This window comes from Pseudomonas sp. 31-12, assembly GCF_003151075.1.
Taxonomy (GTDB): Bacteria; Pseudomonadota; Gammaproteobacteria; order Pseudomonadales; family Pseudomonadaceae; genus Aquipseudomonas.
In genome coordinates, this window is record NZ_CP029482.1 from 1,610,311 (window position 1) to 1,635,025 (window position 24,715).

Sequence of the window (24,715 nt, forward strand, 5' to 3'; positions counted from 1 at the left end):
GACTTCATCGTTCTCGCGTTCTAGCGAGCGTAACGCCTGGCGATCAGGTGATCGATCGACAATTTCCCCGGCCCGGTCGCCATCAGGTACAACAACACCGCCGCCCAGGTGCCGTGGGTTGGGTAGGCATCGGGGTACACGAACAGCTGAATGGTCAGGGTCATGCCCAGCAATGCCAGTGCGGAAAACCGAGTGGCGAAGCCGATCAGGATCAGCAACGGGAAGAAATGTTCGGCGAAGGCGGCCAGGTGCGCTGCCAGTTCCGGGGACAGCAGCGGCACGTGGTACTCGCTCTGGAACAACGGAATGGTCGAGTCCGCCAGATGTGGCACGCCAAGCTGGAAGGAGCCGTCGAACAGGTCGATGGCCAAGCCTTCGACCTTGGTTTGCCCGGACTTCCAGAACACTGCCGCGATGGAGAAGCGCGCGATAAAAGCGATCAGGCTGTGGGGAATCATCTCCAGCAGTGCGATGGCGCGAGTGATGGGGTTCTGCGATTCAGTACGGATGTTCATGGCGATACCTTGTTGTCATGCAAGTAAGTGATGGCGTTGCGGCTGATCAGCAGCGCCAGGGTTTGGCTGAGGTCAAAGGCGGGGGCGGCTTCCAGCGCCTGCATCAGTGACCGGCCGTTTTGCAGGTTCTGGATGAACGCACTGGCACCCTCATCGATGGCGAATACTTCAACGTCCAGGCCATTGCGCAGCACCAGCGCGTGTTGTCCCTGGTGCAGATCAATCCCCGCCAGCGTCGCTTCCTGTTGATGCGCAGCCCAGATCGCGACCACCGCGAAAGCTGAATTCAACAGGTTGATAGAGGGGTGAAGTTCGACAGTGAGCTCGCTCAGGGCTTGCGGATCGGCGAGCGCTGCCGCGATCTGTTCGTGACCCAATGGCTGCGCATCGGCGGCGTGATAGGCCATGACTCGCAGGCGCTCCAACCGAGCGACATCGGCCAGATAAGGCACGCTGTCGGCGGGCGCAAAGCCTTCGATGAAGGCTGCGAAATCATGACCGTAGCCATTCATCAAAGGGCTGCGGGGCGGGGTGTTTTGCACATAGATCCCGGCCATGGCCCGGAAGAACGCCTCTGCGACCAATTGCACAACCACGGGGTAACTGTCCGCGAGCGCGTTGATCAGCGAGCCCTGCACATTGTTGCGATACACCGCGAAACGGCTGGAGGGATCGGCGCCATTTGGGCTGAATAATCCGTCGGGGCAGGGCTGCTCCGGATCGAGCAGGGCGGCCGCGAACTCGGCGTGATTGCTCATGGCCGAACCTCGGCGCACTGCAACAACTCGTCAGCCTGACGTGCTTCGGCGTGCAACACGCTGAAGGCCGGCAGCTGATTGTCGCGTTCGATCAGCGTCGCCATCGGGCCGACACGCTCCAGCACTTGCACGTACAGCGCCCAAACGGCGTTGTCGATGGGCGCGCCGTGATCGTCGATCAGCAGGCGGTCACCGAGGCTGTCGGTGTCTTCGGCAAATCCGGCCAGATGAATCTCACCGACGGCGTGAAGAGGCAGGGCGTCGATGTAGGCCACAGGATCGCGTTGATGATTGATGCTCGACACATAGACGTTGTTCACGTCCAGCAACAACCCGCAACCGGTTCGGCGAATGACTTCGCTGATGAAGTCGGCCTCATCGATCGTCGAATGCTTGAACGCCAGGTACGTCGCCGGGTTCTCCAGCAGCATTGGGCGCTTGAGCATGTTCTGTATCTGATCGATGTGTTCGCAGACGCGGTTCAGCGTGGCGTTGTCGTACGCCAGCGGCAGCAGATCATTGAGGAACACCGGGCCATGGCTGGACCAGGCCAGGTGTTCGGAAAAGGAGTGGGGTTGATAGCGCTCGATCAGCTCGGCAAGGCGTTGCAGGTGTTGAATGTCCAGCGGACCTTCGGCACCGATGGACAGCCCGACGCCATGCAGCGATAGCGGATACTGCTCGCGGATCAACCCCAGGTAGTGATGAAACGGGCCGCCGGCCACCATGTAGTTTTCGGCGTGGACTTCGAAGAACCCGATGTCCGGTTGCGAACCGAGCACTTCGCGCAAGTGCCCGGTCTTGAGCCCCAGTCCGGCGCGGGGCGGGAGCCCGAACGTTGATTGGTTCATGGTCGACACTCAGGCTGGGAGGCGGATCAGGCTTTGGCTTTGAAGGCTTCCATTTGACCGAAACCGGTCGGCGAGGTCTTGCTTTCGGTGGTGGCGCAGGTGCCTTTAGGAACCAGTTTCCAGGCGTTTGGCTGGTAGTCGGTTTTCGCGGTGCCTGCGCAGGTGGTGCCCGCGCCAGCAGCGCAATCGTTATGACCTTTCATGGCCACGCCGAAGCATTTTTCCATGTTGCTGTTGTCGGCGGCCTGGACGGTGGAGACAGCGGCCATGCTCAGCGCAGAACCAAGGGCCAGAACGAGGGCGGTAGCGGACAGGGTGCGGGTGGTAGCAGTCATGATGTTTCTCCGTTGTTTGAGTTTTGGTAAGCCGCGTTTGTGCTGGCTTACCCCTCTAGAGAAAGGTCATCGTGATGCGTTACAGCCCAATGCAAACTTTTTTAAAAAACCTCAAAACACCACAATCCCTGTGGGAGCGAGCTTGCTCGCGATAGCGGTGGGTCATCCAACATCTTTGGTGAATGTGATATCGCATCGCGAGCAGGCTCGCTCCCACAGGGGATTTTCATCGTTAGCGAGTTTGTGTCCGGCAAAAAAAACGGCCCGAAGGCCGTTTTTTGTTTACCGCAAAGACTCAACCACCCAGATACGCTTCGCGCACTTTCGGATCAGTCAGCAGGGCTTCCCCGGTGCCGGTCATCACCACCCGGCCGTTCTCCAGAACGTAGGCGCGGTCGGCGATTTTCAGCGCCTGGTTGGCGTTCTGCTCTACCAGGAACACGGTCACGCCATCCTTGCGCAGCTGTTCGATGATGTCGAAGATCTGCTGGATGATGATCGGTGCCAGGCCCAACGATGGCTCGTCGAGCAGCAGCAGTTTGGGTTTGCTCATCAGCGCACGGCCGATGGCGAGCATTTGCTGCTCGCCGCCGGACATGGTGCCGCCACGTTGGGCAAAGCGTTCTTTCAGGCGTGGGAAAAGTTCGAGAACCTTGTCCATCTGTTCCTGATAATCGCCCTTGTTGGTGAAGAACCCGCCCATGGACAGGTTCTCTTCCACGGTCAGACGGGCAAACACCCGACGACCTTCCGGCACGACCGCAATGCTTTTACGCATGATCTGCGACGAATCCTGGCCGACGAGCTCTTCGCCCATGTAACGTATGCTGCCGCTGTGGGCTTGCGGCGAACCGCAGAGGGTCATCAGCAAGGTCGACTTGCCGGCACCGTTGGCGCCGATCAGGGTCACGATCTCGCCCTGACGGACTTCGACGTTGACGCTGTGCAGCGCCTGGATCTTGCCGTAGAAGGTGGAAACGTTTTCGAATTGCAGCATTTACGCTTCCCCCAGGTAGGCTTTGATCACTTCAGGATTGTCGCGAATCTGTTCCGGCGTACCGTCGGCCAGAGGCGTGCCCTGGTTGATCACGACGATGTGGTCGGAAATGCTCATGACCAGTTTCATGTCATGTTCGATCAGCAGCACGGTGACGTTGTGCTCTTCACGCAGCATGCTGATCAGCGCCTTGAGGTCCTCGGTTTCCTTCGGGTTCAGGCCGGCGGCCGGTTCGTCGAGCATGAGGATCCGCGGACGGGTCATCATGCAGCGGGCGATTTCCAGACGACGTTGCTGACCGTAGGCCAGAGTGCCGGCCGGACGGTTGGCGAATTGCGTGAGGTTGACCTTGTCCAGCCAGAACTCGGCGAACTCCATGGCCTCGCGTTCGCTTTTGCGGAACCCCGGGGTCTTGAACAGGCCGGACAGGAAGTTGGTGTTCAGGTGACGGTGCTGCGCGATCAAGAGGTTCTCGACCGCGGTCATGTCCTTGAACAACCGCACGTTCTGGAAGGTGCGCACCACGCCTTTGAGGGCGATCTTGTGGCCCGGCAGGCCTTCGATCGGCTCACCGTCCAGCAGGATGCTGCCGCCGCTCGGTTTGTAGAAACCGGTCAGGCAGTTGAACACCGTGGTCTTGCCGGCGCCGTTAGGGCCGATCAATGCAACCACCTGTTTTTCCTTCACGGTCAGGGCCACGCCGTTGACCGCCAGCAAGCCGCCGAAGCGCATGCTCAGATTTTCGACTTTAAGGATCTCGCGGCTCATTTGCGCAGCTCCATGTGAGGACGTTGCATGGGCAGCAGGCCTTGAGGACGCCAGATCATCATCAGCACCATCAAGGCGCCGAACATCAACATGCGGTACTCACTGAACTCACGCATCATTTCCGGCAACAGGATCATCACCACGGCGGCCAGGATCACTCCCAACTGCGAGCCCATGCCACCCAATACGACGATGGCGAGAATGATCGCCGACTCGATGAAGGTGAACGACTCCGGCGTCACCAGTCCCTGACGGGCAGCGAAGAAACTGCCGGCGAAACCTGCGAAGGCGGCGCCCAGGGTGAAGGCGGAAAGCTTGATGACCGTAGGATTCAGACCCAGCGCACGGCAGGCGATCTCGTCTTCACGCAACGCTTCCCACGCACGGCCGATCGGCATGCGCAGCAAACGGTTGATCACGAACAGCGCAGCCAGGGCCAGCAACAGTGCAACCAGGTACAGGAAAATCACCTTGTTGATCGAGTTATAGGCCAGGCCGAAGTACTCGTGGAACGTCTGCATGCCTTCTGCCGCTTTGCGCTCGAAGGTGAGCCCGAAGAACGTCGGCTTCTCGATGTTGCTGATGCCGTTCGGGCCACCAGTGATATCGGTGAGGTTACGCAGGAACAGACGGATGATTTCACCGAAGCCCAGGGTCACGATCGCCAGGTAGTCGCCGCGCAGACGCAGTACCGGGAAGCCGAGCAGGAAACCGAAAGTGGCCGCCATCAGGCCGGCGATCGGCAGACAGATCCAGAAGCCCAGACCCAGATAGTGCGACAGCAATGCATAGCTGTACGCCCCGACGGCATAGAAGCCGACGTAACCCAGGTCGAGCAGGCCGGCCAGGCCGACCACGATGTTCAGGCCGAGGCCGAGCATCACGTAGATCAGCACCAGCGTGGCGATATCCACCGCACCGCGAGAGCCGAAGAACGGCCAGACCAGAGCACCGACGATCAACGCAATGATGATCCAGCGCTGGGTGGTCGGCAGGGTCAGGAAGTTACTGGCCTTGGCCGGAATCAGCGGCATGTTTGGCGACGAGCGCCAGGCCGAGCTAATCTGTTGATCGAACAGCACCCGCAGGAACATCAGCACCGAGCACACCGCGATAGTGATCAGTGTGGCGCTGCTGGTGCCGTGCACTTCGAGGTGGATGCCGACGATGGTCAGTTTCAGACCCAGTACCGGGTAGGCCACGGCCCACACCAGCAAAGCACTGAACAGTGCCTGTTTAAGATTCCTAGTCATACTTTTTCAACCTCCGGACGGCCAAGGATGCCGGTCGGCCGGAACAACAGAACCAGAACCAACAAGCCGAAAGCCACGACGTCCTTGTACTGGTCGCCGAAGATATCGGCACCAAAGGCTTCCGCCACCCCTAATACCAGCCCGCCGAGCATGGCTCCCGGGATGCTGCCGATACCGCCCAGTACCGCTGCGGTGAACGCCTTGAGTCCAACGAGGAACCCGGCGTTCGGGTTGATCACACCGTATTGCATGCTCAACAAGACGGCCGCGATGGCCGCCAATGCGGCACCGATGACGAAGGTCAGGGCGATGATGTTGTTGGTATTGATGCCCAGCAAGTTGGCCATCTTGATGTCTTCGGCACAGGCGCGGCAGGCACGTCCGAGACGAGAGCGGGAGATGAACATTGTCAAGCCGAGCATGGCGACGAAGGTCACCACGAATACCACGATTTGCATGTAGGAAATCAGCACTTCATGTGCGCCACCTGGCCCGAAGGTGAAGCTGCCGGGGATCAGGTTGGCTATGGATTTGTCCTTGGAGTCTTGCGCCAGCAGAACCGTGTTCTGCAGGAAGATCGACATGCCGATGGCGGAAATCAGCGGGATCAGACGGTTGCTGCCGCGCAAAGGGCGGTAGGCGACGCGTTCGATGCTGTAACCGTAGGCACTGGTCACGACGATGGTCGCGATGAAAGCAGCGGTAATCAACAGCGGAACGCTGTCGAGTCCCAGCATGGCCAACCCGGCGATGGCGATGAACGCCACGTAGGAGCCGATCATGTACACCTCGCCGTGGGCGAAGTTGATCATTCCAATGATGCCGTAAACCATCGTATAGCCGATGGCGATCAGAGCATACGTACTGCCAATGGTCAGGCCATTAACCAGCTGTTGGAGGAAGTGATAGATGTCAGGCATTACAGCGCTCCTAAAAACCTGATACGCATTTCACTGGTGGAGTCATTTTCCCGCTCGAGCCCCGTGGATCTGCATCCACTTCGAGTTCGAGGTTTGCCAGCGAACCGCTGATGACGGTTTTGAGATTTTCAGGTGGGGAGACTGGCGGATCACGCCAGCGCGGCCCAATACGTTCGTAAAACAAAGCCCACGGCACGCCGTGGGCTTTATTGGCAGTCAGTCAGGCAACGCCTTACTGAGGCTTGGCTTCAGTTTTAGGTTTGCCGAAGTGCCACTCGTAAACCACAAATTTGAAGTCCTTCAGGTCGCCTTTGTCGTCGAAGCTCAGGTCGCCGGTTGGCGTCTTGAAGGTGCCTTTGTGGATGGCTTCAGCCACTTTGGCAGTGTCTTCGGACTTGGCGGCCTTGATGCCTTCGGCAATCACTTCCACAGCCGAGTAGGCCGGGAACACGAACGGACCGCTCGGGTCTTCTTTCTTCGCTTTGAACGCATCAGCCAGGGCGATGTTGGCTGGATCTTGGTCGAAGGATTTCGGCAGCGTCACCAGCAGACCTTCCGAAGCTTTCTGAGCGATCTGCGAGATCGAGTCGTTACCCACGCCTTCCGGACCCATGAACTTGGCTTTCAGGCCTTTTTCATCCGCCTGGCGCAGGATCAGGCCCAGCTCAGGGTGGTAGCCACCGTAGTAAACGAAGTCGACGTTGGCTTGCTTGAGTTTCTGGATGATCGACGAGAAGTCCTTGTCGCCGGCGTTGATGCCTTCGAACACGGCAACCTTGGTGCCTTTTTTCTCGAGGGTTTGTTTAACGGCGGTGGCGATGCCTTCACCGTATTGCTGTTTGTCGTGCAGGACAGCAACGATTTTCGGTTTTACGTGATCGGCGATGTAGTTACCGGCGGCAGGGCCTTGGGCGCTGTCCAGACCGATGGTGCGGAACACCATTTTGTAACCACGGGCGGTGATGTCCGGGCTGGTGGCAGCCGGGGTGATCATGATCACGCCTTCGTCTTCGTAAATGTCCGAAGCCGGTTGAGTGGAGCTGGAGCACAGGTGACCGACCACAAACTTGACGCCGTCGTTGACGACTTTGTTCGCGACAGCTACCGCTTGTTTTGGATCACAGGCGTCATCGTATTCAACGGCTTCGAGTTTCTTGCCGTCTACACCGCCTTTGGCGTTGATCTGTTCGATGGCCATTTTGGCGCCACTGAACTGCATGTCGCCGTATTGGGCTACAGGACCGGTTTTAGGGCCGGCGATGCCGATCTTGATGGTGTCAGCTGCGAACGAATGGCTGGCAACCCCGGCCAGAACCATAGCGGCAAACAGTTTGGAAATCTGCTTAGTAGCCTTAGTCATAGTGCTCCACTCTTACTGTTGTAGTTTTTATAGTCCTGGCGCCGTAGCAGCAGAACCGGGTCAGATATCTTCGATATCCTCCGGAAAATGCCCCCGGCAACTGTACCGGTACAGTGTAGAGCGCCAATTGTTAGCCTGGGAAGCTGGCGCCGGGGGGCAAACCCTGAGGGTGTCGCTTTATTGAAAGAAAAAGACAGAATCGCGGCGGGATGTTAGCTGGCTAATTGCTTGATTCAGCAGCATTCCCTGGCTTTCCTGCTCTTTTCATTCGATGACTCAATTGCATCCGGGTTTTTCTGCCAGACCACCGACGTTATCATTCGCGTCGATTTCTTTTCCGGACAGCGCCCATGAATGAAGAACCTAGCACCCTCTATGCCAAGCTGCTTGGTGAAACCGCATCTATTACCTGGAAAGAGTTGGAGCCCTTCTTCGCCAAGGGTGCCCTATTGTGGGTCAACCCTGGCCTGGATTTGATCGCCGCAGCAGAGGCAGTGGCGACGGATGAAGGGGAGAAAGTGGCTGCCTGGCTGGCTGCTGACAAGGTCGCCAAGCTCTCTGAAACGCGGGCGCTGGATCTTTTTGAGCGCGACCCGGAGTTGTGGGCCGTGGTGGTTTCGCCGTGGATTCTGATCCAGGAAAGGGCGACGAGCTGACTATCTGCACTTTATTGGTGCGCCGTGCGATCGACTAAAAGTGTGTAGGTGAGTAGCGTGATGGCACGTTGCCGTAGAGAAAGGCCACAGAAGGGTCTTGGCGAGGGTGACGTAAACGTAACGGGAACAGTTTATTGAGCAGCCTTCGGGCTGCTTAATTGTTTCTGGATGTTGGTATTTATAGTGAATTGGACGCCGCCATCGCGGGCAAGCCCGCTCCCACAGTGTCCGTGTCGTGCACAAAATCCATGAACGCCACTGAACCTGTGGGAGCGGGCTTGCCCGCGATGTAGTCGACGCAGATCAGAACGTCTTGCCGGTATGGTTATTCAGCGAAATAACCTTGGTCTTGCCAATCCGGTGACGGTAGATCTCGCGCAGGTACTTGATCGCCTTCTTCACGCAATCGCGCGACAGGCGAATGTCGTTGATCGAGACAAACTTGTCTTTGTCGTTGATCAGCTCGCGGTACTTCTTCTCGTACATCGGTTTGATCGCGTACCAGTTGGTGTCGAGGATCTTCGCCGGGTTTTCGAACTCGTTGAGCAAGTCGTCGATCAGGTCTTCGTCGAAGTCTTCATTGATGATGAAGTCCAGGATCGAGTTATCCAGCGTGTCGTCGAAGCGGTACGGGTTCTTCGCGAAACAGCGCTTGATGAACGCGACGATCAGCGTCAGGAAGTCGTCCGACAGGCACGGGCTCTTGGCGATCAACGTGGTCAGCGACAAGTTGGCCGAGGCGCCGATTACCAGGGCATAACGCTTGAGCGTAGTGTTCGGGAACAGGCTGTTGAGGTGAGTCTTCAACCGGTTCAGGTCCATGTAGGACAGCTTGTAGTCTTTGGGCAGCGAGACAATCGATACCACCGACGAGCAGTTCTTGAAGAAGTGCAGGTCGTGCAACGCGGCTGCGTCATAACCGGAGTTCTTGTATTGCTCCAGCGACGCCCGATATCGCTTGGATTCGATCGGCAACAGGCTGATGCCTTCGATGGCCTGGGTGACCTTGTTGAAGTGCGGCAGGTCGATGGAGCGGAAGAACAGGTCATCAATGTTCAGGCGCTGCGGTTCTTTTTCGAACACCTTGAACTTGTCGCTGCTCGGCGGCGGCGTTTCCGGTACCACGGATTCGGCGTAGGCAATCGCCACCGGGCCGGCCAGGCTCATGAACAGGTCGTTGGCGTCGAGGCGAATGGTTTCGCCGATATCGATGCCAGCGCGACGGAAATAGTTCTGGTCGTAGTCAGTCGTGACCGCCTGCGCCGTCAGAATGTTGAAGATTTGCTGCGAGATGTACTGGTTGGCGTGCTTTTCCATCGCGTTGACGTCGATGTTCTGGATGTTGCCGTCATCGCTTTCTTCGGCATAACGCATGATGTCGTTGGAGATCAGCATCATGGCGTTCCATGGGCGGATACGGCCCATGACGCTGGCTTCGCTGCTGTCTTCGTTGGCGAAGTTGTAGGAAAAGTCCCACTCTTCCGACAGGTATTTGCACAGCAGGCGACCGGCGTTGATGTGCAGCGCCTCGGACATTTCGCTGCGGTGATCGGAAATGTTCGGCAGCACGCAGATGCCGCTGGTGAAGATCGGCTCGAAGACAAAGGAGTGACCACTCTTGCCGTCGTGTTCATCCATCGGCTTGGTGTCGAACGTCTTGTTCATGTACGAGTGCTGCTGGGCCAGGCCGAATTCCGAGGCCATGCCCGAACCGGTACCGCCGCCGGCACTGAAGATCGAGAAGTACAGGCGCGACTGGTTGGCCTTGATCCCGCAGCTGTCGATCAGGTACGAGTGAATCATCTTCCAGTCCGGGCTGGAGAAACGCTGGGTGTCCTTGTTCAGGATGATCTTGGCCAGGTATTGGCCGAGGATCGGCGCGTTACCGGCGCCACCGGCGTGGACTTCCGACAAGTCCATGATCTTCATTTTGCTGTAGTCGCGCAGGAAACCGCTTTTTTCGCCTTTGCGCGAGAAGCGGATGCGACCGGCGATGTCTTTGTCCAGGTCGCCGAGCATCACCAGCGGCTCGACCAGGAACACCGGTTTGGTGGCCTTGTTCGTTCCCAGGCGCAGGTTGTTGCGGATCCACTGCGCCGGGCTGTAACCCTTTTCGGCGTAGCGTTTGTCCGGCGACAGACGGTCTTCGTTGTTGAATTCGTTGAGGTAAAACTTGCGGGCGTTGTACACCAGCTCCGCGACGTCCAGCGCAATGTTCGATCCGCAACGTCCCAGCCCGATCAGGCACACCGAAGGGAATTCCTGTTCGTTGTGCTGTTCGTTGTCGCCTTCCAGGTGCGGTGGGCGCGGAAATACCATGTCGCGCAGGCCATCGAGGTTGTCGAGGATGCGGTCGGTGTTGGTTTCGGTGAAATACAGGTATTGCTGACTGGCCAGCGGACGTGACGGGATCAATGGCTTCGACGATGAGGGGCTGTTTGCCGCAGGGCTCAGTGTCAGATCGGAAACCGCAGTGGCCGGATTATTTTTAGAAGTCATTGGGCGCCATGTACCTGGGCTGGTTGGCTCGGCGACACGGTGTCGTCGAACCTTCACGGAATAGGAACTCGCGGCTTTATTCAGCGCGTATTTTGCCCAAGCGACAGGGACAAAGCCTGAGCGTCGCTCGGGGGAATCCTTTCCTTAGTCATGATGAATCGGCCAATATTCGGCGATCTTTAATCAAAAGAAGGCTAAATGATGTCAACGCTACCTTCGTTGAGTTTTGCTGGAATCGGCCTGATGGGCTTGCCCATGTGCCGTCGCCTGTTGGCGGCGGGGTATCCGCTGACGGTCTGGAATCGCAATCCGGCCAAGTGCGCTCAGCTGGTCGAAGCTGGCGCCCGGCAGGTGTCGACAGCGGCCGAATTGGCTCGGCATGCCGACGTGGTGATGCTGTGCCTGGCGGACACGGCGGTGGTGCGCGAGGTGGTTTTCGGCCCGGCCGGCATTGCCGAGGGCGCTAAAGGTGGCCAGTTGCTGGTGGACTTTTCCAGTCTGGAACCGACCGCGACGCGGGAAATGGCCTCGGCGCTCGTCAGCCAATGCGGCATGCGCTGGCTCGACGCGCCGGTGTCCGGCGGAGTCGTCGGTGCCGAGGCCGGCAGCCTGGCGATTATGGTCGGCGGCGAAGCGCCAGACCTGGAGCGAGTCAGACCGGTGCTGCTGAACCTCGGTCAACGGGTAACTCACATGGGCGGTGTCGGCGCCGGGCAAGTGACCAAGGCCTGCAATCAGATGATCGTTGCCTGCAATGCGCTGGTGATTGCGGAAGTGGTGGCGTTGGCCGAGCGCTCCGGGGTCGACGCCCGCCTGATCGCCGAGGCACTGGCGGGAGGCTTCGCTGATTCAAAACCGTTGCAGATCCTCGCTCCGCAAATGGCCGAGAGCCGTTTCGAGCCGGTGAAGTGGCACGTGCGCACGCTGCTCAAAGACCTCGACACTGCGGTGCAATTCTCCCGCGAACAAGGTTCAGCCACGCCGATCAGCGGATTGGCCGCACAACTGATGCGCCTGCATGGGGGGCAGGGCTTTTTGGAAAAGGATCCGTCGACGTTAGTGCAGTTGTACCGCACGCCAGGCTCAAAGAACTGACACTGCGTGAGTGTTTGCGCTGATTGATTTCGTCCAGTACCGCAGGCAGCTCGGCCAGAGGCACCGGACGGCTGAACAGGTGGCCCTGAACCAGGTCGCAGCCCTGGCGTTCGAGAAAATCATATTGCTCGGACGTCTCGACGCCCTCGCTGACGACCTGCAAATGCAGGGTGTGGGCCATGATGATAATGGCGTTGACGATTTCCATGTCCTGGGTGGCCTTGGGGACGTCCTGAATGAACGAGCGGTCGATTTTCAGTGTGTTCAGCGGCAGGCGCTTGAGGTAGGCCAGGGATGAATAGCCGGTGCCGAAGTCGTCGATCGACAGCGACACACCGAGTGAACGGATCTGCTTCAGCAGCACCAGGGTGTTGGCGAGGTTGCCCATCAGCGCGTTTTCGGTCACTTCCAGTTCCAGCCGTTGTGGCGCCACCCCGGCGATGCGCAGGGCGTTTTCGATTTCATCGGCCAGTTCTTCACGGGCAAGGTTCAGCGGCGAGCAGTTCACGGCAATCTTGAGTTCGTCGCGCCCCTGACGGGACAGTTCTGCAAGGTCCCCGCAGGCCCTGAGCAATACCCAGTTGTCCAGTTCAGCGATCAGGCCGTTGGCCTCGGCAATGGCAATGAATCGATCCGGTGCCAACAGCCCGTGAACCGGGTGTTGCCAGCGAATCCGCGCTTCGAGTTTGGTGACCTGGCCGATTTTCAGGTCGTAGATCGGTTGGTAATACAGAGTCAAGCCGTCTTCATTGCGCAGGGCGTGCCGCAGTTCTTCTTCTAGCTGCAGCTCCAGCGAGGCGCGGGTTTTCATGTGCGGACTGAAAAAATGCAGCCCGTTGCGTCCGCTGCCTTTGGATTGATAAAGCGCCAGATCGGCGTTTTTCAGCAGTTCCTCGCAGGTTGTACCGTCCTGCGGAAACACGCTGATGCCGATGCTGGTGGTCATGACCATGCTGCGCCCGGCCAGCTCGATGGGGTCTTTCATTTTCAGCATGATGCGCTGGGCCATTTGCTGCGCTTCTTCACGGTCACGCAGGTCGATGAGGATGCAGAACTCGTCCCCGCCAAAGCGCGCCACCACATCGTCGTGGCTGTGTGCCGAATCCTTGATGTGGCCGGCCAGGACCTTGAGCAATTCGTCGCCGGCATCATGGCCCAGGCTGTCGTTGATCCGCTTGAAGTGGTCGATGTCGAGGAACATCACCGCCAGCATCCCGCCTTCCTTGGTCTTCTCCAGCAGTTTTTCAACGAAAATCTGGTTGAAGCCACGACGATTGATCAGGTTGGTCAGTGCGTCGGAGTGCGCCACCTGTTGCAGCGACAAGCGCGCCTGATCCAGTTGGCCGAGCAAGGTGTTGACCCGCTGCAGGTCGCCTTCCTTGTGTTGCAGCTTCTTGTCGGCGAGTGCCGCGCTGATACTGCTGCCAATGATCAGTAACGTCATCATCGCCACCGTCAATCCCAGCTGCAGGTGGTTGTTGTCGCCGGGCAGCGGCTGGGCGCTATCGATGGGCAGCACCAGGCTGAGTGCTGCCATGCCAGTGAAATGCATGCTGACGATGCCGGCCCCGAGCACCAGGCTGGCGGTGTATTTGAGCAGTTGATGAGCGACGCCGCTGCCTTCGCGCAGGTGACGGGAAATCACCAGGGCCGCCAGGCTGGCGCCAATCGCGATCACGACGGAGAGGACGAACAGGGTGGGGTCGTAATAAGCCGTCGCATTCGACTGCATAGCGGCCATGCCCACGTAGTGCATGGTCGCGATACCCAGGCCGATCCACACTGCGGCCCGCAGGGTTTGCCAGAAACTCACATGAGGATGGCTGAGGGTATGCATCGCCAGCCACGAGGCCGTCAGTGCAAATAACAGCGAAATCAGGGTGATGGGCAGCTGGTAACTTATTTCGATCGGCGCCTGGAACGCCAGCATGCTGATGAAGTGCATGGCCCAGATACCGCCCGCCAGACACCCGGCACCGACCCAGCGCCAGAGCCGTTGGGACGCGGGTTTTTCGGCATGGCCGACCCGTTCGGTAATGTCCAGCGTGGCGAAGCCGGTCGCACAGGCGACCACGTAAGCGAGCAACACCAGAAAGGGGTTATGGACGCAATTGAGTATGACCTGGCCGGTCTCTGGCAGTTGGTTCGTAAAATATAAAGCAGGCCACTCCATCGGACGCCCCGTATTTATCCAGCCGACACCATTAACCCTGGCGAATGTGTTGGAGTATAGAGGTCATACAAAGAGTGCAAACGGTAGTGGCACATTGCTTCTGATGATTTTGAAATTACGGGCGTCAGGAATCAGGCGATCTGCTCATAAGGGAACTCGAATTCCGGTTGCAGGGCCGGCAATCCGAACGCTGCCCGTGCCGCATCGCAATCCACGTTCGCCTCGCCATTGGCCCAGGAGGCGTCGAATTCCCGGCAGGTGCTGGAACGCTTGTCGTAAATCGAGCACTGCACAGTGCTGCCGACTTCGCCAACCAGCCCGATGCAGCGAGTGGGTTTGCAGTCCGTGCCCAGCATGGCCACCCGGCTGGGGCTGATGGGCGCGACTAGCTCGTCGGGCACCGTTCCCCCCGCCGAGGTGCATTCACCCCAGAAAAAAGACACGCGAAAATGAGAACAGCAGGCACCGCAATTCAGACACGGACTGGCTTCGGACATGGGCGATAATCAAAGAGGGATGGGGGGATTGGTGGGGCTGGCAAGGCCGCTATTCTAGGCTTCGCGCAGGACTTGGGAAGGGGGTGAAAAAGTATTTTTTATGCGACCAATGGCGGTGAAACACCCACCTCATTCGCACCGCAAATCCAATGTGGGAACGGGTGTTGCGCCATGGGTTGGTATCAGCATTACGAATAATTACAGACAGCTCTGGCGGGCCTGTCTAGATTGGAGGTTCCGGGGACAGCGAAGCCCCAATAACAATAAAAGAGACGGACCCATGCAGAACTCGACCCAAGCGGCGAATGCCTGGCGCATTCTGTTCCTGCTGTTCCTGGCCAACCTGTTCAACTTTTTCGATCGTACCATCCCGGCCATCATCATCGAACCGATCCGCATGGAATGGCACCTCAGCGACTTTCAGCTGGGCATCATCGGCACTGCATTCACCATCGTTTACGCCATTGCCGGCCTTCCTCTTGGGCGTATGGCCGACACCGGTTCGCGCAGCAAGCTGATGGGTTGGGGCCTGGCGGCGTGGAGCGGTCTGACGGCGGTCAACGGGCTGGTGGGCAGTTTCTGGGCGTTCCTGATCGTGCGCATGGGCGTCGGCATCGGCGAAGCCAGTTACGCACCGGCCGCCAACTCGCTGATTGGCGACCTGTTTCCGGCTCATCGTCGCGCCCGGGCGATGGGCATTTTCATGCTCGGCCTGCCGCTGGGCTTGTTGCTGGCTTTCTTCACCATTGGTGCAATGGTCAAGGCGTTTGACAGCTGGCGGGCGCCGTTCTTTATTGCGGCGGTGCCGGGGCTGATCCTGGCGATCTTCATGTTCTTCATCAAGGAGCCGAAACGCGGCGCCGCGGAGAGCGTGCAAGTCTCCCAGGAACGCATTGACCGGCCGATCCGCCGCGTGCTGGCGGTGCCGACTTTCCTGTGGCTGGTGATGGCGGGGCTGTGTTTCAACTTTGCCACCTACGCCTGCAACTCGTTTCTGGTGCCGATGCTGCAGCGTTACTTCCTGATGCCATTGCAGGAAGCGGCAGTGGCGACCGGGGTGATCGTCGGCGTGACCGGGTTGTTCGGGTTGACGCTCGGCGGCTGGGTCGCCGACAAGATTCACCAGCGGGTGGCCAATGGGCGGCTGCTGTTTGCCGCGTTCAGCCTGATCATTTCGACCGTTTGTACCGCGTGGGCGTTACATGCCGGGCGGATCGAAATCGGCGTGTTCGTCGCGGTGTTCAGTCTGGGCTGGCTGTTCGCATACAACTTCTATACCTGCGTTTACACGGCGATTCAGGACGTGGTCGAACCACGCTTGCGGGCCACGGCGATGGCGTTGTTCTTTGCCGGGTTGTACTTGCTGGGTGGTGGTTTGGGGCCGGTAGTGGTGGGTGGTTTGTCCGACCACTTCGCACACACAGCGATGGCCGCGGCCGGCGCCGAGCAGATGACCGAGGCGTTCAAGGCTGTCGGGCTGCATGACGCGATGTATTTGATCCCCGTGGCGCTGTTTTTCACCATGGTGTTTCTGTTCCTGGCTTCGCGGTGTTTTGTTCGGGATGCCAAGCGGATGAAGGACGGGTTGGTCGCTGTGGGTGAGCCTGATGTTGCAGTGGCGACTGCATAATCGCTATCGCCAGCAGGCTGGCTCCCACATTGGATCTACAGCGTTAACAAATCCCCTGTGGGAGCTAGCCTGCTAGCGATGCGGCCATCAGTATCACTGCATCAAATTTCAGGCAATAAAAAAGGCCCGCATCACTGCGGGCCTTCTTGTTTTCAGCGGTGGAGCAGGGGGGTTAACCCGCCACCAGCACCCGAATCGCTTCCAGTCGCAGCGCAGCCTTGTCGAGCATGGCCAAACCTTGCTCGCGCTGTTGGCGCAGGGCAACCAGCTCACTGTCGCGCACGGTCGGGTTGACCGCTTGCAGTGCGGTCAAACGCGCCAGCTCTTCGTCGGTATCCGCTGCCAGACGACGCTTCGCCTCGGCAACGCGCTCGGCGTGACGCGGGAAGATTTTCTCTTCGCCGGCGTTGATCCGTGGCGTCAGTTGATCGCGCTGAGCCTGGATGAACTTGTTGGCGCTGGCACGGGGCACGCTTTCCAACTGGTCGTTCAAGGTCTCGAACGACACCCGGGCCGACAGGTCATTGCCAGTGGTGTCGAGCAGGCAGCGCAGAGCGGCCGGCGGCAGGTAGCGGCCCAGTTGCAGCGAGCGCGGCGCAACCACTTCGCTGACGTAGAGCAGTTCCAGCAACACGGTGCCAGGTTTCAGCGCCTTGTTCTTGATCAGCGCCACGGCGGTGTTGCCCATTGAGCCGGACAGGACCAGGTCCATGCCGCCCTGCACCATCGGATGTTCCCAAGTGATGAACTGCATGTCTTCGCGAGACAGCGCCTGGTTACGGTCGTAGGTGATGGTCACGCCTTCGTCGTCGCCCAGCGGGAAACTGGCGTCGAGCATTTTTTCGCTCGGCTTGAGGATCAGGGCGTTTTCCGAATGGTCTTCGCTGTCGATGCCGAAAGCGTCGAACAGGGTTTCCATGTAGATCGGCAGGGCGAACTGATCGTCCTGCTCGAGGATGTCCTCGACCAGTGCATCACCTTCGCCAGCACCGCCGGAGTTGAGTTCCAGCAAGCGGTCACGGCCGGTGTGCAGCTCGGCTTCCAGACGCTCACGCTCGGCGCGGGCTTCGTCGATCAGCGCTTGCCACTCGCCGTCATCGGCGTTTTCCAGCAGTGGCAACAGACGCGAGCCGAACTGATGCTGCAAGGCGTTGCCGGTCGGGCAGGTGTTGAGGAAAGCGTTCAGTGCTTCGTGGTACCACTGGAACAGGCGCTCTTGCGGGCTGGTTTCCAGGTACGGCACGTGCAGTTCGATGATGTGCTTCTGACCGATCCGGTCCAGACGACCGATCCGCTGTTCCAGCAGGTCCGGGTGCGACGGCAGATCGAACAGCACCAAGTGGTGCGAGAACTGGAAGTTGCGACCCTCACTGCCGATTTCCGAGCAGATCAGCACTTGCGCACCAAATTCTTCGTCGGCGAAATAGGCGGCGGCGCGGTCACGCTCAAGGATGTTCATGCCTTCGTGGAAGACCGTGGCCGGAATACCGGAACGCACGCGCAGGGCGTCTTCCAGGTCCATGGCGGTTTCGGCGTGGGCGCAGATCACCAGAACTTTGGTGCGCTTGAGCATTTTCAGCTGATCGATCAGCCACTCGACGCGCGGGTCGAATTTCCACCAGCGTTCTTCTTCGTTGGCGTCCGGCTGGGCCTGAAAGCTGACTTCCGGGTACAGCTCGGCGTGATCGCCCAGCGGCAGTTCGAGGTATTCATCCGGGCACGGCAGCGGGTACGGGTGCAGTTTGCGCTCCGGGAAACCCTGCACGGCAGCGCGGGTGTTACGGAACAGCACGCGGCCGGTGCCGTGGCGGTCCAGCAGTTCGCGCACCAGACGGGCGCTGGCCTCAATGTCGCCATCGTTCACGGCGGCCAGCAGCGCTTCGCCTTCGTTGCCGAGGAAACCGTGGATGGTCTTGTGTGCTTCCGGCGACAGGCGCCCCTTGTCCAGCAGCTCCTGAACGGCTTCGGCCACAGGGCGATAGTTTTCGCTCTCGGCGCGGAAGGCGTGCAGGTCATGGAAACGGTTCGGGTCAAGCAGGCGCAAGCGCGCGAAGTGGCTGTCCTGGCCCAGTTGCTCCGGGGTCGCGGTCAGCAGCAATACACCGGGAATGACTTCGGCCAGTTGCTCGACCAGCGTGTATTCAGGGCTGGCCTTCTCTTCGTGCCACACCAAATGGTGCGCTTCGTCGACCACCAGCAGGTCCCAGCCGGCAGCGAACAGCGCGTCCTGGGCTTTCTCGTCGTCCACCAGCCACTCAAGCGCAACCAGCGCGAGTTGGGTGTCTTCGAACGGGTTGGCAGCATCGCTTTCGATGAAGCGTTCTTCGTCGAACAGCGCGACTTGCAGGTTGAAGCGACGGCGCATCTCGACCAGCCACTGGTGCTGCAGGTTCTCCGGCACCAGGATCAGTACGCGGTTGGCGCGGCCCGAGAGCAGTTGGCGATGGATCACCAGGCCGGCTTCGATGGTTTTGCCCAAGCCCACTTCGTCGGCCAGCAGTACTCGCGGCGCAATGCGGTCGGCGACTTCACGGGCGATGTGCAGCTGATGCGCGATCGGTTGCGCACGCACGCCGCCCAAGCCCCAGAGCGAGGATTGCAACTGGCGGCTGGTGTGTTCAAGGGTGTTGTAGCGCAGGGAGAACCACGCCAGTGGGTCGATCTGTCCGGCGAACAGACGGTCGCTGGCCAGACGGAACTGAATGAAGTTCGACAGCTGGGTTTCCGGCAGGGTAACCACTTCGTTTTGCGCGTTGAGGCCGTGGTAGACCAACAGGCCGTCGACGTCGTCGACTTCCTGGACGGTCAGTTTCCAGCCTTCGAAGTGAGTGATGGAGTCGCCCGGCGAGAAACGCACGCGGGTGAGGGGCGCATTCCGTAGCGCGTACTGGCGAGTCTCGCCAGTGGCCGGATAGAGCACGGTCAACAAGCGGCCGTCCTGTGCCAGAACGGTGCCTAAACCCAGCTCGGCTTCGCTGTCACTGATCCAGCGTTGCCCCGGTTGATACTGCTGCGCCATGCTGCCTGACTCCCACCTTGAAAAAGCGGGCTATCTTAACGGAATGAGGGCTTCAGGGCCAAAGGACTCTCATAAAAACTCGCAGTCTTACGTTAGTCCAACGATGCGATGCTTGCCGGTCGCGGCACCAATCGGTGCCAAACCGGTCACAGTTTGCGACCGATGGCTCAAGTCGCCATCCCCGCAGCCGACAGCCTGCTGACAGGAGACTAAATTATTATGCTGCCACCGATGCTCCCCTTGAGTGCCGTGCCTATCACGTCACAGCAGGACCCGATCCGCCAGCGCCCGGATATTCCGCCTGTCGTGCCGGTGCAGGAAAGCTCCAATGAAAGCACCATTGACCTGAAACAACGCGATCCCGAGGAAGCGGCTTTTCAGTTGCGCGAGGAACAGCGGCGCAAGCAGGAGCGGGAACGGCGTCGACGTGAGGCTGATGAGGATCCGGAGGAGCATCTGGCGATTCCCGGGACCGAATTGAATGCTGACAACACCGTACCGGTGGCGCCGTTGATGGAAGATCAGCCGCGTCAGGGGTTGTGGGTCGATATTGAGATTTGAGGGGGTGGCTGGTCAGCGCTGCCGTCAGACCTCATTATTACGACAAACCTGCCATTCGATGTATTGAGCACCATGAGCCAAGACGACAAGCTGATTGATCTTAATTCTGAACGCGCCAAGCGGGTTCATGACCTTAATGAAAAGCGTCTGAATGAAGTGCGCCAGGCGTTTGAACAGGCGATGCCGTTGGGTAAAGCCAAGAAGAAATCGAAGAACAAGCCGAAAAAGCGTTGAATCACCCTGCATCGGTTGATGCAGGTCAGTTATTTCCCCTCCTTTACGCCCTGTCTCGGGCGACATTGATCCTGGTCAACTTTCTCTTCTGCCTGATTGGTTAACTTAGCCCTATCGCAACAGGGCAAGTGCAGGAGAGCCGTCATGTTTTTCGACAACGTGGTGATCGCCGGAGTGCTGACAGTCGGCCTCATGGTTCTGTTTTTTGCAGGGTTTGGGTTTTTTATCTGGAAAGATTCGCATAAGCGTAAGCCGTAGTTCTTTCTGGATGTAATGAGCACGCAAGGCATTTTGGGCAACTTCGGTTGCCCTTTTTTTTGCCCACGAAAATCTCACTGACAATGAAGAACCCTGTGGGAGCTGGCTTGCCAGCGATGGCGGCCTGACAGCCGACTTATCTTTTTCAGGTGTACATATCCATTCCTGCGGTAACGGCCACTTATGGTTTCGCTCTTACAGCGACTCCCTTTGGCAAACGCCCCAAAGGAAGCAAAGGTCTTCGCCCCAACGTCCGGCCCCTCGCCTGGGCTCGGCGTTCCTTCGCTCCGGCATTCATCTGGGGGCATCGCCTCCGGTTGGCTTCGCTTCAACCTCCTCTCGATGTGTGCGGCTTCGCCGCACGGCGCTCCGCGCCCACCCCCAGATGAACGCCTCCACTCAGCCTCCCGACGGGGCGGGTAGATCAAGATCAAGAGCTGCAGGCGAGCTAACGCTCGGCCTGATGAGTGGTGAGAAGCGAGCGGTACACGCCGATTCCTGTGGGAGTTGGCTTGCCTGCGATGGCGGCCTGACAGCCGACCAATTTCTTGCAGATGTACACCGTCCCACTGTAGGAGCGGGCTTGCTCGCGAAGGTGTCCTCTGGGCCAACCAATCTCTTTCAACAGACCGGCAATGCCAAAGTTCAGACCATAAAAAAGGCGCGAACCTCACGGAACGCGCCTCTCTGTCGCAGCAATGTATCAGCTGCCCAGTGCCTTCGACGCCAGCCAGAACAGGCCGGCCGACAAGGCCACTGTCGCTGGCAGGGTCAGGACCCAAGCCAGCAGGATGGTCCGCACAGTGCCGCCTTGCAGGCCGCTTTTGTTGGCAACCATGGTGCCGGCGACGCCTGAGGACAGGACGTGGGTAGTCGAGACCGGCAGGCTGAAGATGTTGGCCATGCCGATCAGGCTCGCGGTAGTGATCTGTGCCGACATGCCTTGGGAGTAAGTCATGCCCTGCTTGCCGATCTTCTCGCCGATGGTCAGCACTACGCGCTTCCAGCCGACCATAGTACCCAGGCCGAGGGCCAGGGCGACCGCCAGAATCACCCAGAACGGGGCGTATTCGGTGGTGGTGGTCAGGTCTTTGCGCAGTTTGTCCAGGTCAGCCTTTTCACGGGCAGCGAGGCCAGGCAGCTTGCCGACTTTCTTCGCCGTATCGTCCAGGCAGAGCAGGTAGCGACGCACTTCGATGCGGCTATCCGGCGACAGCGAGTGGTAATCCGCTACACCTTTAAGGGTGCCGAGGAGGGCGGTGATGGTCGGTTCGGTCTGTTGCGGGTTGCAACGGAATTTCTCCGGCAGATCGCCTTCGACGCTTTTGCCCAGGGCCAGGTATTCGCCCAGGGTGTCGGCGTTGCGCTTGTAGAACTGGCTCAGGTGCAGGGTCGCATCGCGAGTCCGTTCGATCTGGTAGGTCGTGCTGCCCAGGTCGAGTACGAACTGTGCTGGAACGATGCCGATCAGCACCAGCATGATCAGGCCGATACCTTTCTGGCCATCGTTGGAACCGTGCACGAAGCTCACGGCCATGGCCGAGATCACCAGGACCAGTCGGTTCCAGAACGGCGGGTGTTTCTTGTCATCGATCTTGCGGCGCTGTTCCGGTGTCTTGTGCATCTTCGACAGGGGGCGCCACCACTTGAGGCCGATCAAAATCAGCGCTGCGACCAGGAAACCCGCCATCGGCGAGAACACCAGCGAAGCACCGATATCGATCGCCTTCTGCCAGTTCACGCCATCGGCCAACGGAATGTCGTTGATCAACGCGTTGGCCAGGCCGACACCGAGGATCGAACCGATCAGCGTATGGGAACTGGAGGCCGGGATACCGAAGTACCAGGTGCCCAGGTTCCAGGTGATGGCGGCGGCGAGCAGCGAGAACACCATGGCCAGCCCGTGACCGGTGTTCACATTGATCAGCAGTTCTACCGGCAGCAGGTGGACAATGGCATACGCCACGCCGACACCGCCCAGCAGCACGCCGAGAAAGTTGAACACACCGGAAAAGAACACCGCCAGATGAGGCGGCATGGCTTTGGTGTAGATAACGGTGGCCACCGCGTTAGCGGTGTCATGAAAGCCGTTGATGAACTCGAAGGCGAGGACAAAGGCCAGGGCGAGCAAGAGGCTCACAAGCACCCAAGCATCCAGTCCGCTGAATAAATCGATCATGAAGGTTTTCTGACCCGGTCATAAGGGGGCGCGATTATGCCAGAAAAGACTGCTAATCGATGCACTAGGTGCTCATCGGTAACATTCTTCAATGAATTAGTTTGTGACGATAGCTTATCCCCGAGGTTTTTACCGGGTTTTGCAAGTCATTGAATTCAGATGAAAAGGCCGCAGCCACAAGGGTTTCGCTCGTGAACTCGAGAGGCTTGAACACTTGTGTGAAAAATCTGAGAAGAGGGTCAGGCATGTGCCCTTTGCCTCATCCGCAGGGTGAGGTGGCCGCTGCCCGCTTGTAGCGGGCGCGAAAGGCATCATCAGAACACCGCGCTTTTAACGGGTGCCAATGCAGACCCTTGGAAGGATTCAGGCCGAGGAGGTCATGGCTCTTCGGCTTTGAGTTCCTTTTCCATCTTCTGCAATTCCTGGGTGAATGCCTGATCCTGAACGGTGGCGCGTTTACGCCAAGGCTTGCGTTCGGGTTCGGGCTGAGCGGCGTAGGTGGTGACTTCCCCGCCGTAAACTTCCTTGTAACGTTGTTCCTGGCGCTCAAGTTCCGCGCGCAGTTCGTCTTTCGTCACAGTGCTACCTGTATGAGTTGAGATAAATTCTGGTGAAACGCGCTGCAGGAATCTATTGACCACACTCATCGAAAGGACAATGCCTGACAAAGGCATCGTTTTTACGGCGGGTGAACAATACTTCCATGTTGCAGGCGGCCACGGCACCAGAGAAAAACAGCTGACGTAGCATCAGTTACCTGTTCCAGCGAGCGCGTTGGCGGAGCATATGAAATGAGCGTCAAGCGCTTGCTGCAGACAGCGACGATAGGATACCGGGCTGCCGAGTGACGGAATCGGCACGTAAAAACCGCTTCGTCACTGAGGTGCATTATAGCGGTCGATCCGAAGAACACTATCTCTCGAGAGTTAAAAGTAGTTCCAGCTGTGTGATTGTTTTGTTACTCGCAACTTTCAGCGACAACTAGGGGGTGGGTGATGTCACATTGCAACGATGTCTTTCTGGCGCCATAAAGTCGAACAAGTTAACCCCTTACATCAGCCCTCTTAAATCAGTGAAGACTAAAAGCATATAACGAGCTCTGCGCAAATCTTGCGCGCAGGCAGCTATCCTCCTGCGAGATCGATTGCGATTATCGGTCGAGGGTTCGATAATCGCCCAATCTTGAGGCCTGTGGCTTGTGTGCAGGACCCGAAGCCGCATGTAATAGCTGCTGATCCGTGTAGGAAAAGAACCAGAAATGAACGATCAAATGCGCAATTCCTTCGCTTCAGTGGCGCCGCCGATCGTGGCCTCGCCCGCGAAGCGAATCCAGGCCCTGACCGGTGATCCGGATTTCATGACATCCCTGGCCCGCGGCCTGGCGGTGGTTCAAGCGTTCCAGGAGCGCAAACGACACCTGACCATTGCCCAGATCAGTCATCGCACGGAAATTCCCCGCGCCGCTGTGCGACGTTGCCTGCACACCCTGATAAAACTCGGCTATGCCACCACTGACGGTCGCACCTATTCGCTGCTGCCCAAAGTGCTGACGCTCGGCCATGCCTATTTGTCCTCGACGCCTCTGGCGGTGTCCGCCCAGCCGTATCTGGACCGCATGAGCGAGCAGCTTCACGAGGCTTGCAACATGGCCACGCTGGAAGGTGACGACATTTTGTACATCGCCCGCTCGGCGACCACCCAGCGCCTGATTTCCGTCGACCTGTCGGTGGGCGGGCGGTTGCCGGCGTATTGCACGTCCATGGGCAGGATCCTTCTTGCAGCACTGGACGACACCTCGCTGCGCGAATACCTCGACCATGCAGAGTTCCAGGCCAAGACCAGCCGAACCTTGCACACCCCCGAAGCGCTACTCGAATGCCTGCAGGAAGTGCGGCAGCAGGGCTGGTGCATCGTCGATCAGGAACTGGAGCAAGGCCTGCGCTCGATTGCCGTTCCGGTGTACGACGCCTCCGGCCAGGTGGTCGCAGCGCTCAACGTCAGCACCCACGCCGGGCGGGTCAGCCGCAACGAGCTGGAGCAACGTTTCTTGCCTGGCCTGCTGAGTGCCAGCCGCGACCTCAGCGCCCAGTTGTTTGCCTAAGCTGTTCGATAAACGCACAGAGTCGCGTTTATCGAATTGACGCTGTTTCCCCAAGA

Annotated in this window: 22 protein-coding genes; 7 read left to right on the forward strand and 15 right to left on the reverse strand. The window is 58.8% G+C overall.

The features are described 5' to 3' along the window. Positions 1-20: 20 nt before the first annotated feature. The 9 genes from DJ564_RS07425 to DJ564_RS07465 form a co-directional block, all read right to left on the reverse strand. Positions 21-515, reverse strand: a complete 495-nt coding sequence (locus tag DJ564_RS07425) for a DoxX family protein (protein WP_109628300.1) — start codon at positions 513-515, stop codon at positions 21-23. Beyond that, the gene (locus DJ564_RS07430; protein WP_109628301.1) at positions 512-1,273 is read right to left on the reverse strand and encodes a DUF2063 domain-containing protein; all 762 of its coding nucleotides are present in this window, start codon (positions 1,271-1,273) and stop codon (positions 512-514) included. The genes DJ564_RS07425 and DJ564_RS07430 overlap by 4 nt, the downstream gene beginning before the upstream one ends. Next, a complete protein-coding gene (locus tag DJ564_RS07435) occupies positions 1,270-2,124 on the reverse strand; it encodes a DUF692 domain-containing protein (protein ID WP_109628302.1) in 855 nt (284 codons plus the stop codon). The genes DJ564_RS07430 and DJ564_RS07435 overlap by 4 nt, the downstream gene beginning before the upstream one ends. A 26-nt stretch (positions 2,125-2,150) precedes the next feature. Then, a complete protein-coding gene (locus tag DJ564_RS07440) occupies positions 2,151-2,459 on the reverse strand; it encodes a DUF2282 domain-containing protein (RefSeq protein ID WP_109628303.1) in 309 nt (102 codons plus the stop codon). Between the two features lie 295 nt (positions 2,460-2,754). Further along, the gene (locus tag DJ564_RS07445; protein ID WP_109628304.1) at positions 2,755-3,456 is read right to left on the reverse strand and encodes an ABC transporter ATP-binding protein; all 702 of its coding nucleotides are present in this window, start codon (positions 3,454-3,456) and stop codon (positions 2,755-2,757) included. Then, the gene (livG, locus tag DJ564_RS07450; RefSeq protein WP_109628305.1) at positions 3,457-4,224 is read right to left on the reverse strand and encodes a high-affinity branched-chain amino acid ABC transporter ATP-binding protein LivG; all 768 of its coding nucleotides are present in this window, start codon (positions 4,222-4,224) and stop codon (positions 3,457-3,459) included. Next, a complete protein-coding gene (locus DJ564_RS07455; protein WP_109628306.1) occupies positions 4,221-5,477 on the reverse strand; it encodes a high-affinity branched-chain amino acid ABC transporter permease LivM in 1,257 nt (418 codons plus the stop codon). The genes livG and DJ564_RS07455 overlap by 4 nt, the downstream gene beginning before the upstream one ends. After that, positions 5,474-6,397, reverse strand: a complete 924-nt coding sequence (livH, locus tag DJ564_RS07460; RefSeq protein ID WP_010462578.1) for a high-affinity branched-chain amino acid ABC transporter permease LivH — start codon at positions 6,395-6,397, stop codon at positions 5,474-5,476. Before livH ends, DJ564_RS07455 begins: the two co-directional genes overlap by 4 nt. Before the next feature lie 232 nt (positions 6,398-6,629). Next, positions 6,630-7,757, reverse strand: coding sequence for a branched-chain amino acid ABC transporter substrate-binding protein (locus DJ564_RS07465; RefSeq protein WP_109628307.1), 1,128 nt, complete (start codon positions 7,755-7,757; stop codon positions 6,630-6,632). Positions 7,758-8,107: 350 nt separating this feature from the next. Here DJ564_RS07465 and DJ564_RS07470 point away from each other — a divergent pair, with 350 nt between their 5' ends. Next, positions 8,108-8,413, forward strand: a complete 306-nt coding sequence (locus tag DJ564_RS07470; RefSeq protein ID WP_109628308.1) for a DUF2288 domain-containing protein — start codon at positions 8,108-8,110, stop codon at positions 8,411-8,413. A 303-nt stretch (positions 8,414-8,716) separates the two neighbouring features. Here the strand turns inward: DJ564_RS07470 and DJ564_RS07475 are convergent, their stop codons facing one another. Beyond that, complete coding sequence (locus DJ564_RS07475; RefSeq protein WP_109628309.1) at positions 8,717-10,912, reverse strand: hypothetical protein; 2,196 nt, start codon at positions 10,910-10,912, stop codon at positions 8,717-8,719. A 198-nt stretch (positions 10,913-11,110) separates the two neighbouring features. Between DJ564_RS07475 and DJ564_RS07480 the strand changes: the two genes are divergently transcribed. Then, complete coding sequence (locus DJ564_RS07480; protein WP_162556181.1) at positions 11,111-12,007, forward strand: NAD(P)-dependent oxidoreductase; 897 nt, start codon at positions 11,111-11,113, stop codon at positions 12,005-12,007. Here the strand turns inward: DJ564_RS07480 and DJ564_RS07485 are convergent. Together DJ564_RS07485 and DJ564_RS07490 are read right to left on the reverse strand one after the other, a co-directional pair. Further along, positions 11,898-14,180 (reverse strand): bifunctional diguanylate cyclase/phosphodiesterase, encoded by a 2,283-nt coding sequence (locus DJ564_RS07485; protein WP_109628310.1) that lies wholly within the window; start codon positions 14,178-14,180, stop codon positions 11,898-11,900. The two genes, DJ564_RS07480 and DJ564_RS07485, sit on opposite strands and share 110 nt — an antisense overlap. A gap of 131 nt (positions 14,181-14,311) precedes the next feature. After that, positions 14,312-14,677, reverse strand: a complete 366-nt coding sequence (locus DJ564_RS07490) for a YkgJ family cysteine cluster protein (protein ID WP_109628311.1) — start codon at positions 14,675-14,677, stop codon at positions 14,312-14,314. A gap of 280 nt (positions 14,678-14,957) precedes the next feature. Between DJ564_RS07490 and DJ564_RS07495 the strand changes: the two genes are divergently transcribed. Beyond that, a complete protein-coding gene (locus DJ564_RS07495) occupies positions 14,958-16,307 on the forward strand; it encodes an MFS transporter (protein WP_109628312.1) in 1,350 nt (449 codons plus the stop codon). Between the two features lie 172 nt (positions 16,308-16,479). On the opposite strand, the gene rapA is transcribed toward DJ564_RS07495, so the two are convergent. Further along, entirely contained in the window at positions 16,480-19,326 is a 2,847-nt protein-coding gene (gene rapA / locus DJ564_RS07500; protein WP_109628313.1) for an RNA polymerase-associated protein RapA, read from the reverse strand. A gap of 219 nt (positions 19,327-19,545) precedes the next feature. Here rapA and DJ564_RS07505 point away from each other — a divergent pair, with 219 nt between their 5' ends. The 3 genes from DJ564_RS07505 to ccoM all read left to right on the forward strand — a co-directional run bounded on the left by DJ564_RS07505 (position 19,546) and on the right by ccoM (position 20,379). Next, positions 19,546-19,887 (forward strand): aspartate-semialdehyde dehydrogenase, encoded by a 342-nt coding sequence (locus DJ564_RS07505; RefSeq protein WP_109628314.1) that lies wholly within the window; start codon positions 19,546-19,548, stop codon positions 19,885-19,887. Positions 19,888-19,959: 72 nt separating this feature from the next. Beyond that, complete coding sequence (locus DJ564_RS32140; protein WP_178082285.1) at positions 19,960-20,121, forward strand: hypothetical protein; 162 nt, start codon at positions 19,960-19,962, stop codon at positions 20,119-20,121. A gap of 144 nt (positions 20,122-20,265) precedes the next feature. Further along, a complete protein-coding gene (gene ccoM / locus DJ564_RS32640; RefSeq protein WP_010462558.1) occupies positions 20,266-20,379 on the forward strand; it encodes a cytochrome c oxidase subunit CcoM in 114 nt (37 codons plus the stop codon). A gap of 703 nt (positions 20,380-21,082) precedes the next feature. On the opposite strand, the gene DJ564_RS07510 is transcribed toward ccoM, so the two are convergent. Beyond that, a complete protein-coding gene (locus tag DJ564_RS07510) occupies positions 21,083-22,558 on the reverse strand; it encodes an inorganic phosphate transporter (RefSeq protein ID WP_109628315.1) in 1,476 nt (491 codons plus the stop codon). A 377-nt stretch (positions 22,559-22,935) separates the two neighbouring features. Then, positions 22,936-23,136 carry a hypothetical protein gene (locus DJ564_RS07515; protein WP_007935837.1) on the reverse strand — a complete coding sequence of 67 codons (201 nt, stop codon included), beginning with the start codon at positions 23,134-23,136 and terminating at the stop codon, positions 22,936-22,938. Positions 23,137-23,816: 680 nt separating this feature from the next. Here DJ564_RS07515 and pcaR point away from each other — a divergent pair. Further along, the gene (gene pcaR, locus DJ564_RS07520) at positions 23,817-24,659 is read left to right on the forward strand and encodes a pca regulon transcriptional regulator PcaR (protein ID WP_010462552.1); all 843 of its coding nucleotides are present in this window, start codon (positions 23,817-23,819) and stop codon (positions 24,657-24,659) included. Positions 24,660-24,715 lie beyond the last annotated feature (56 nt).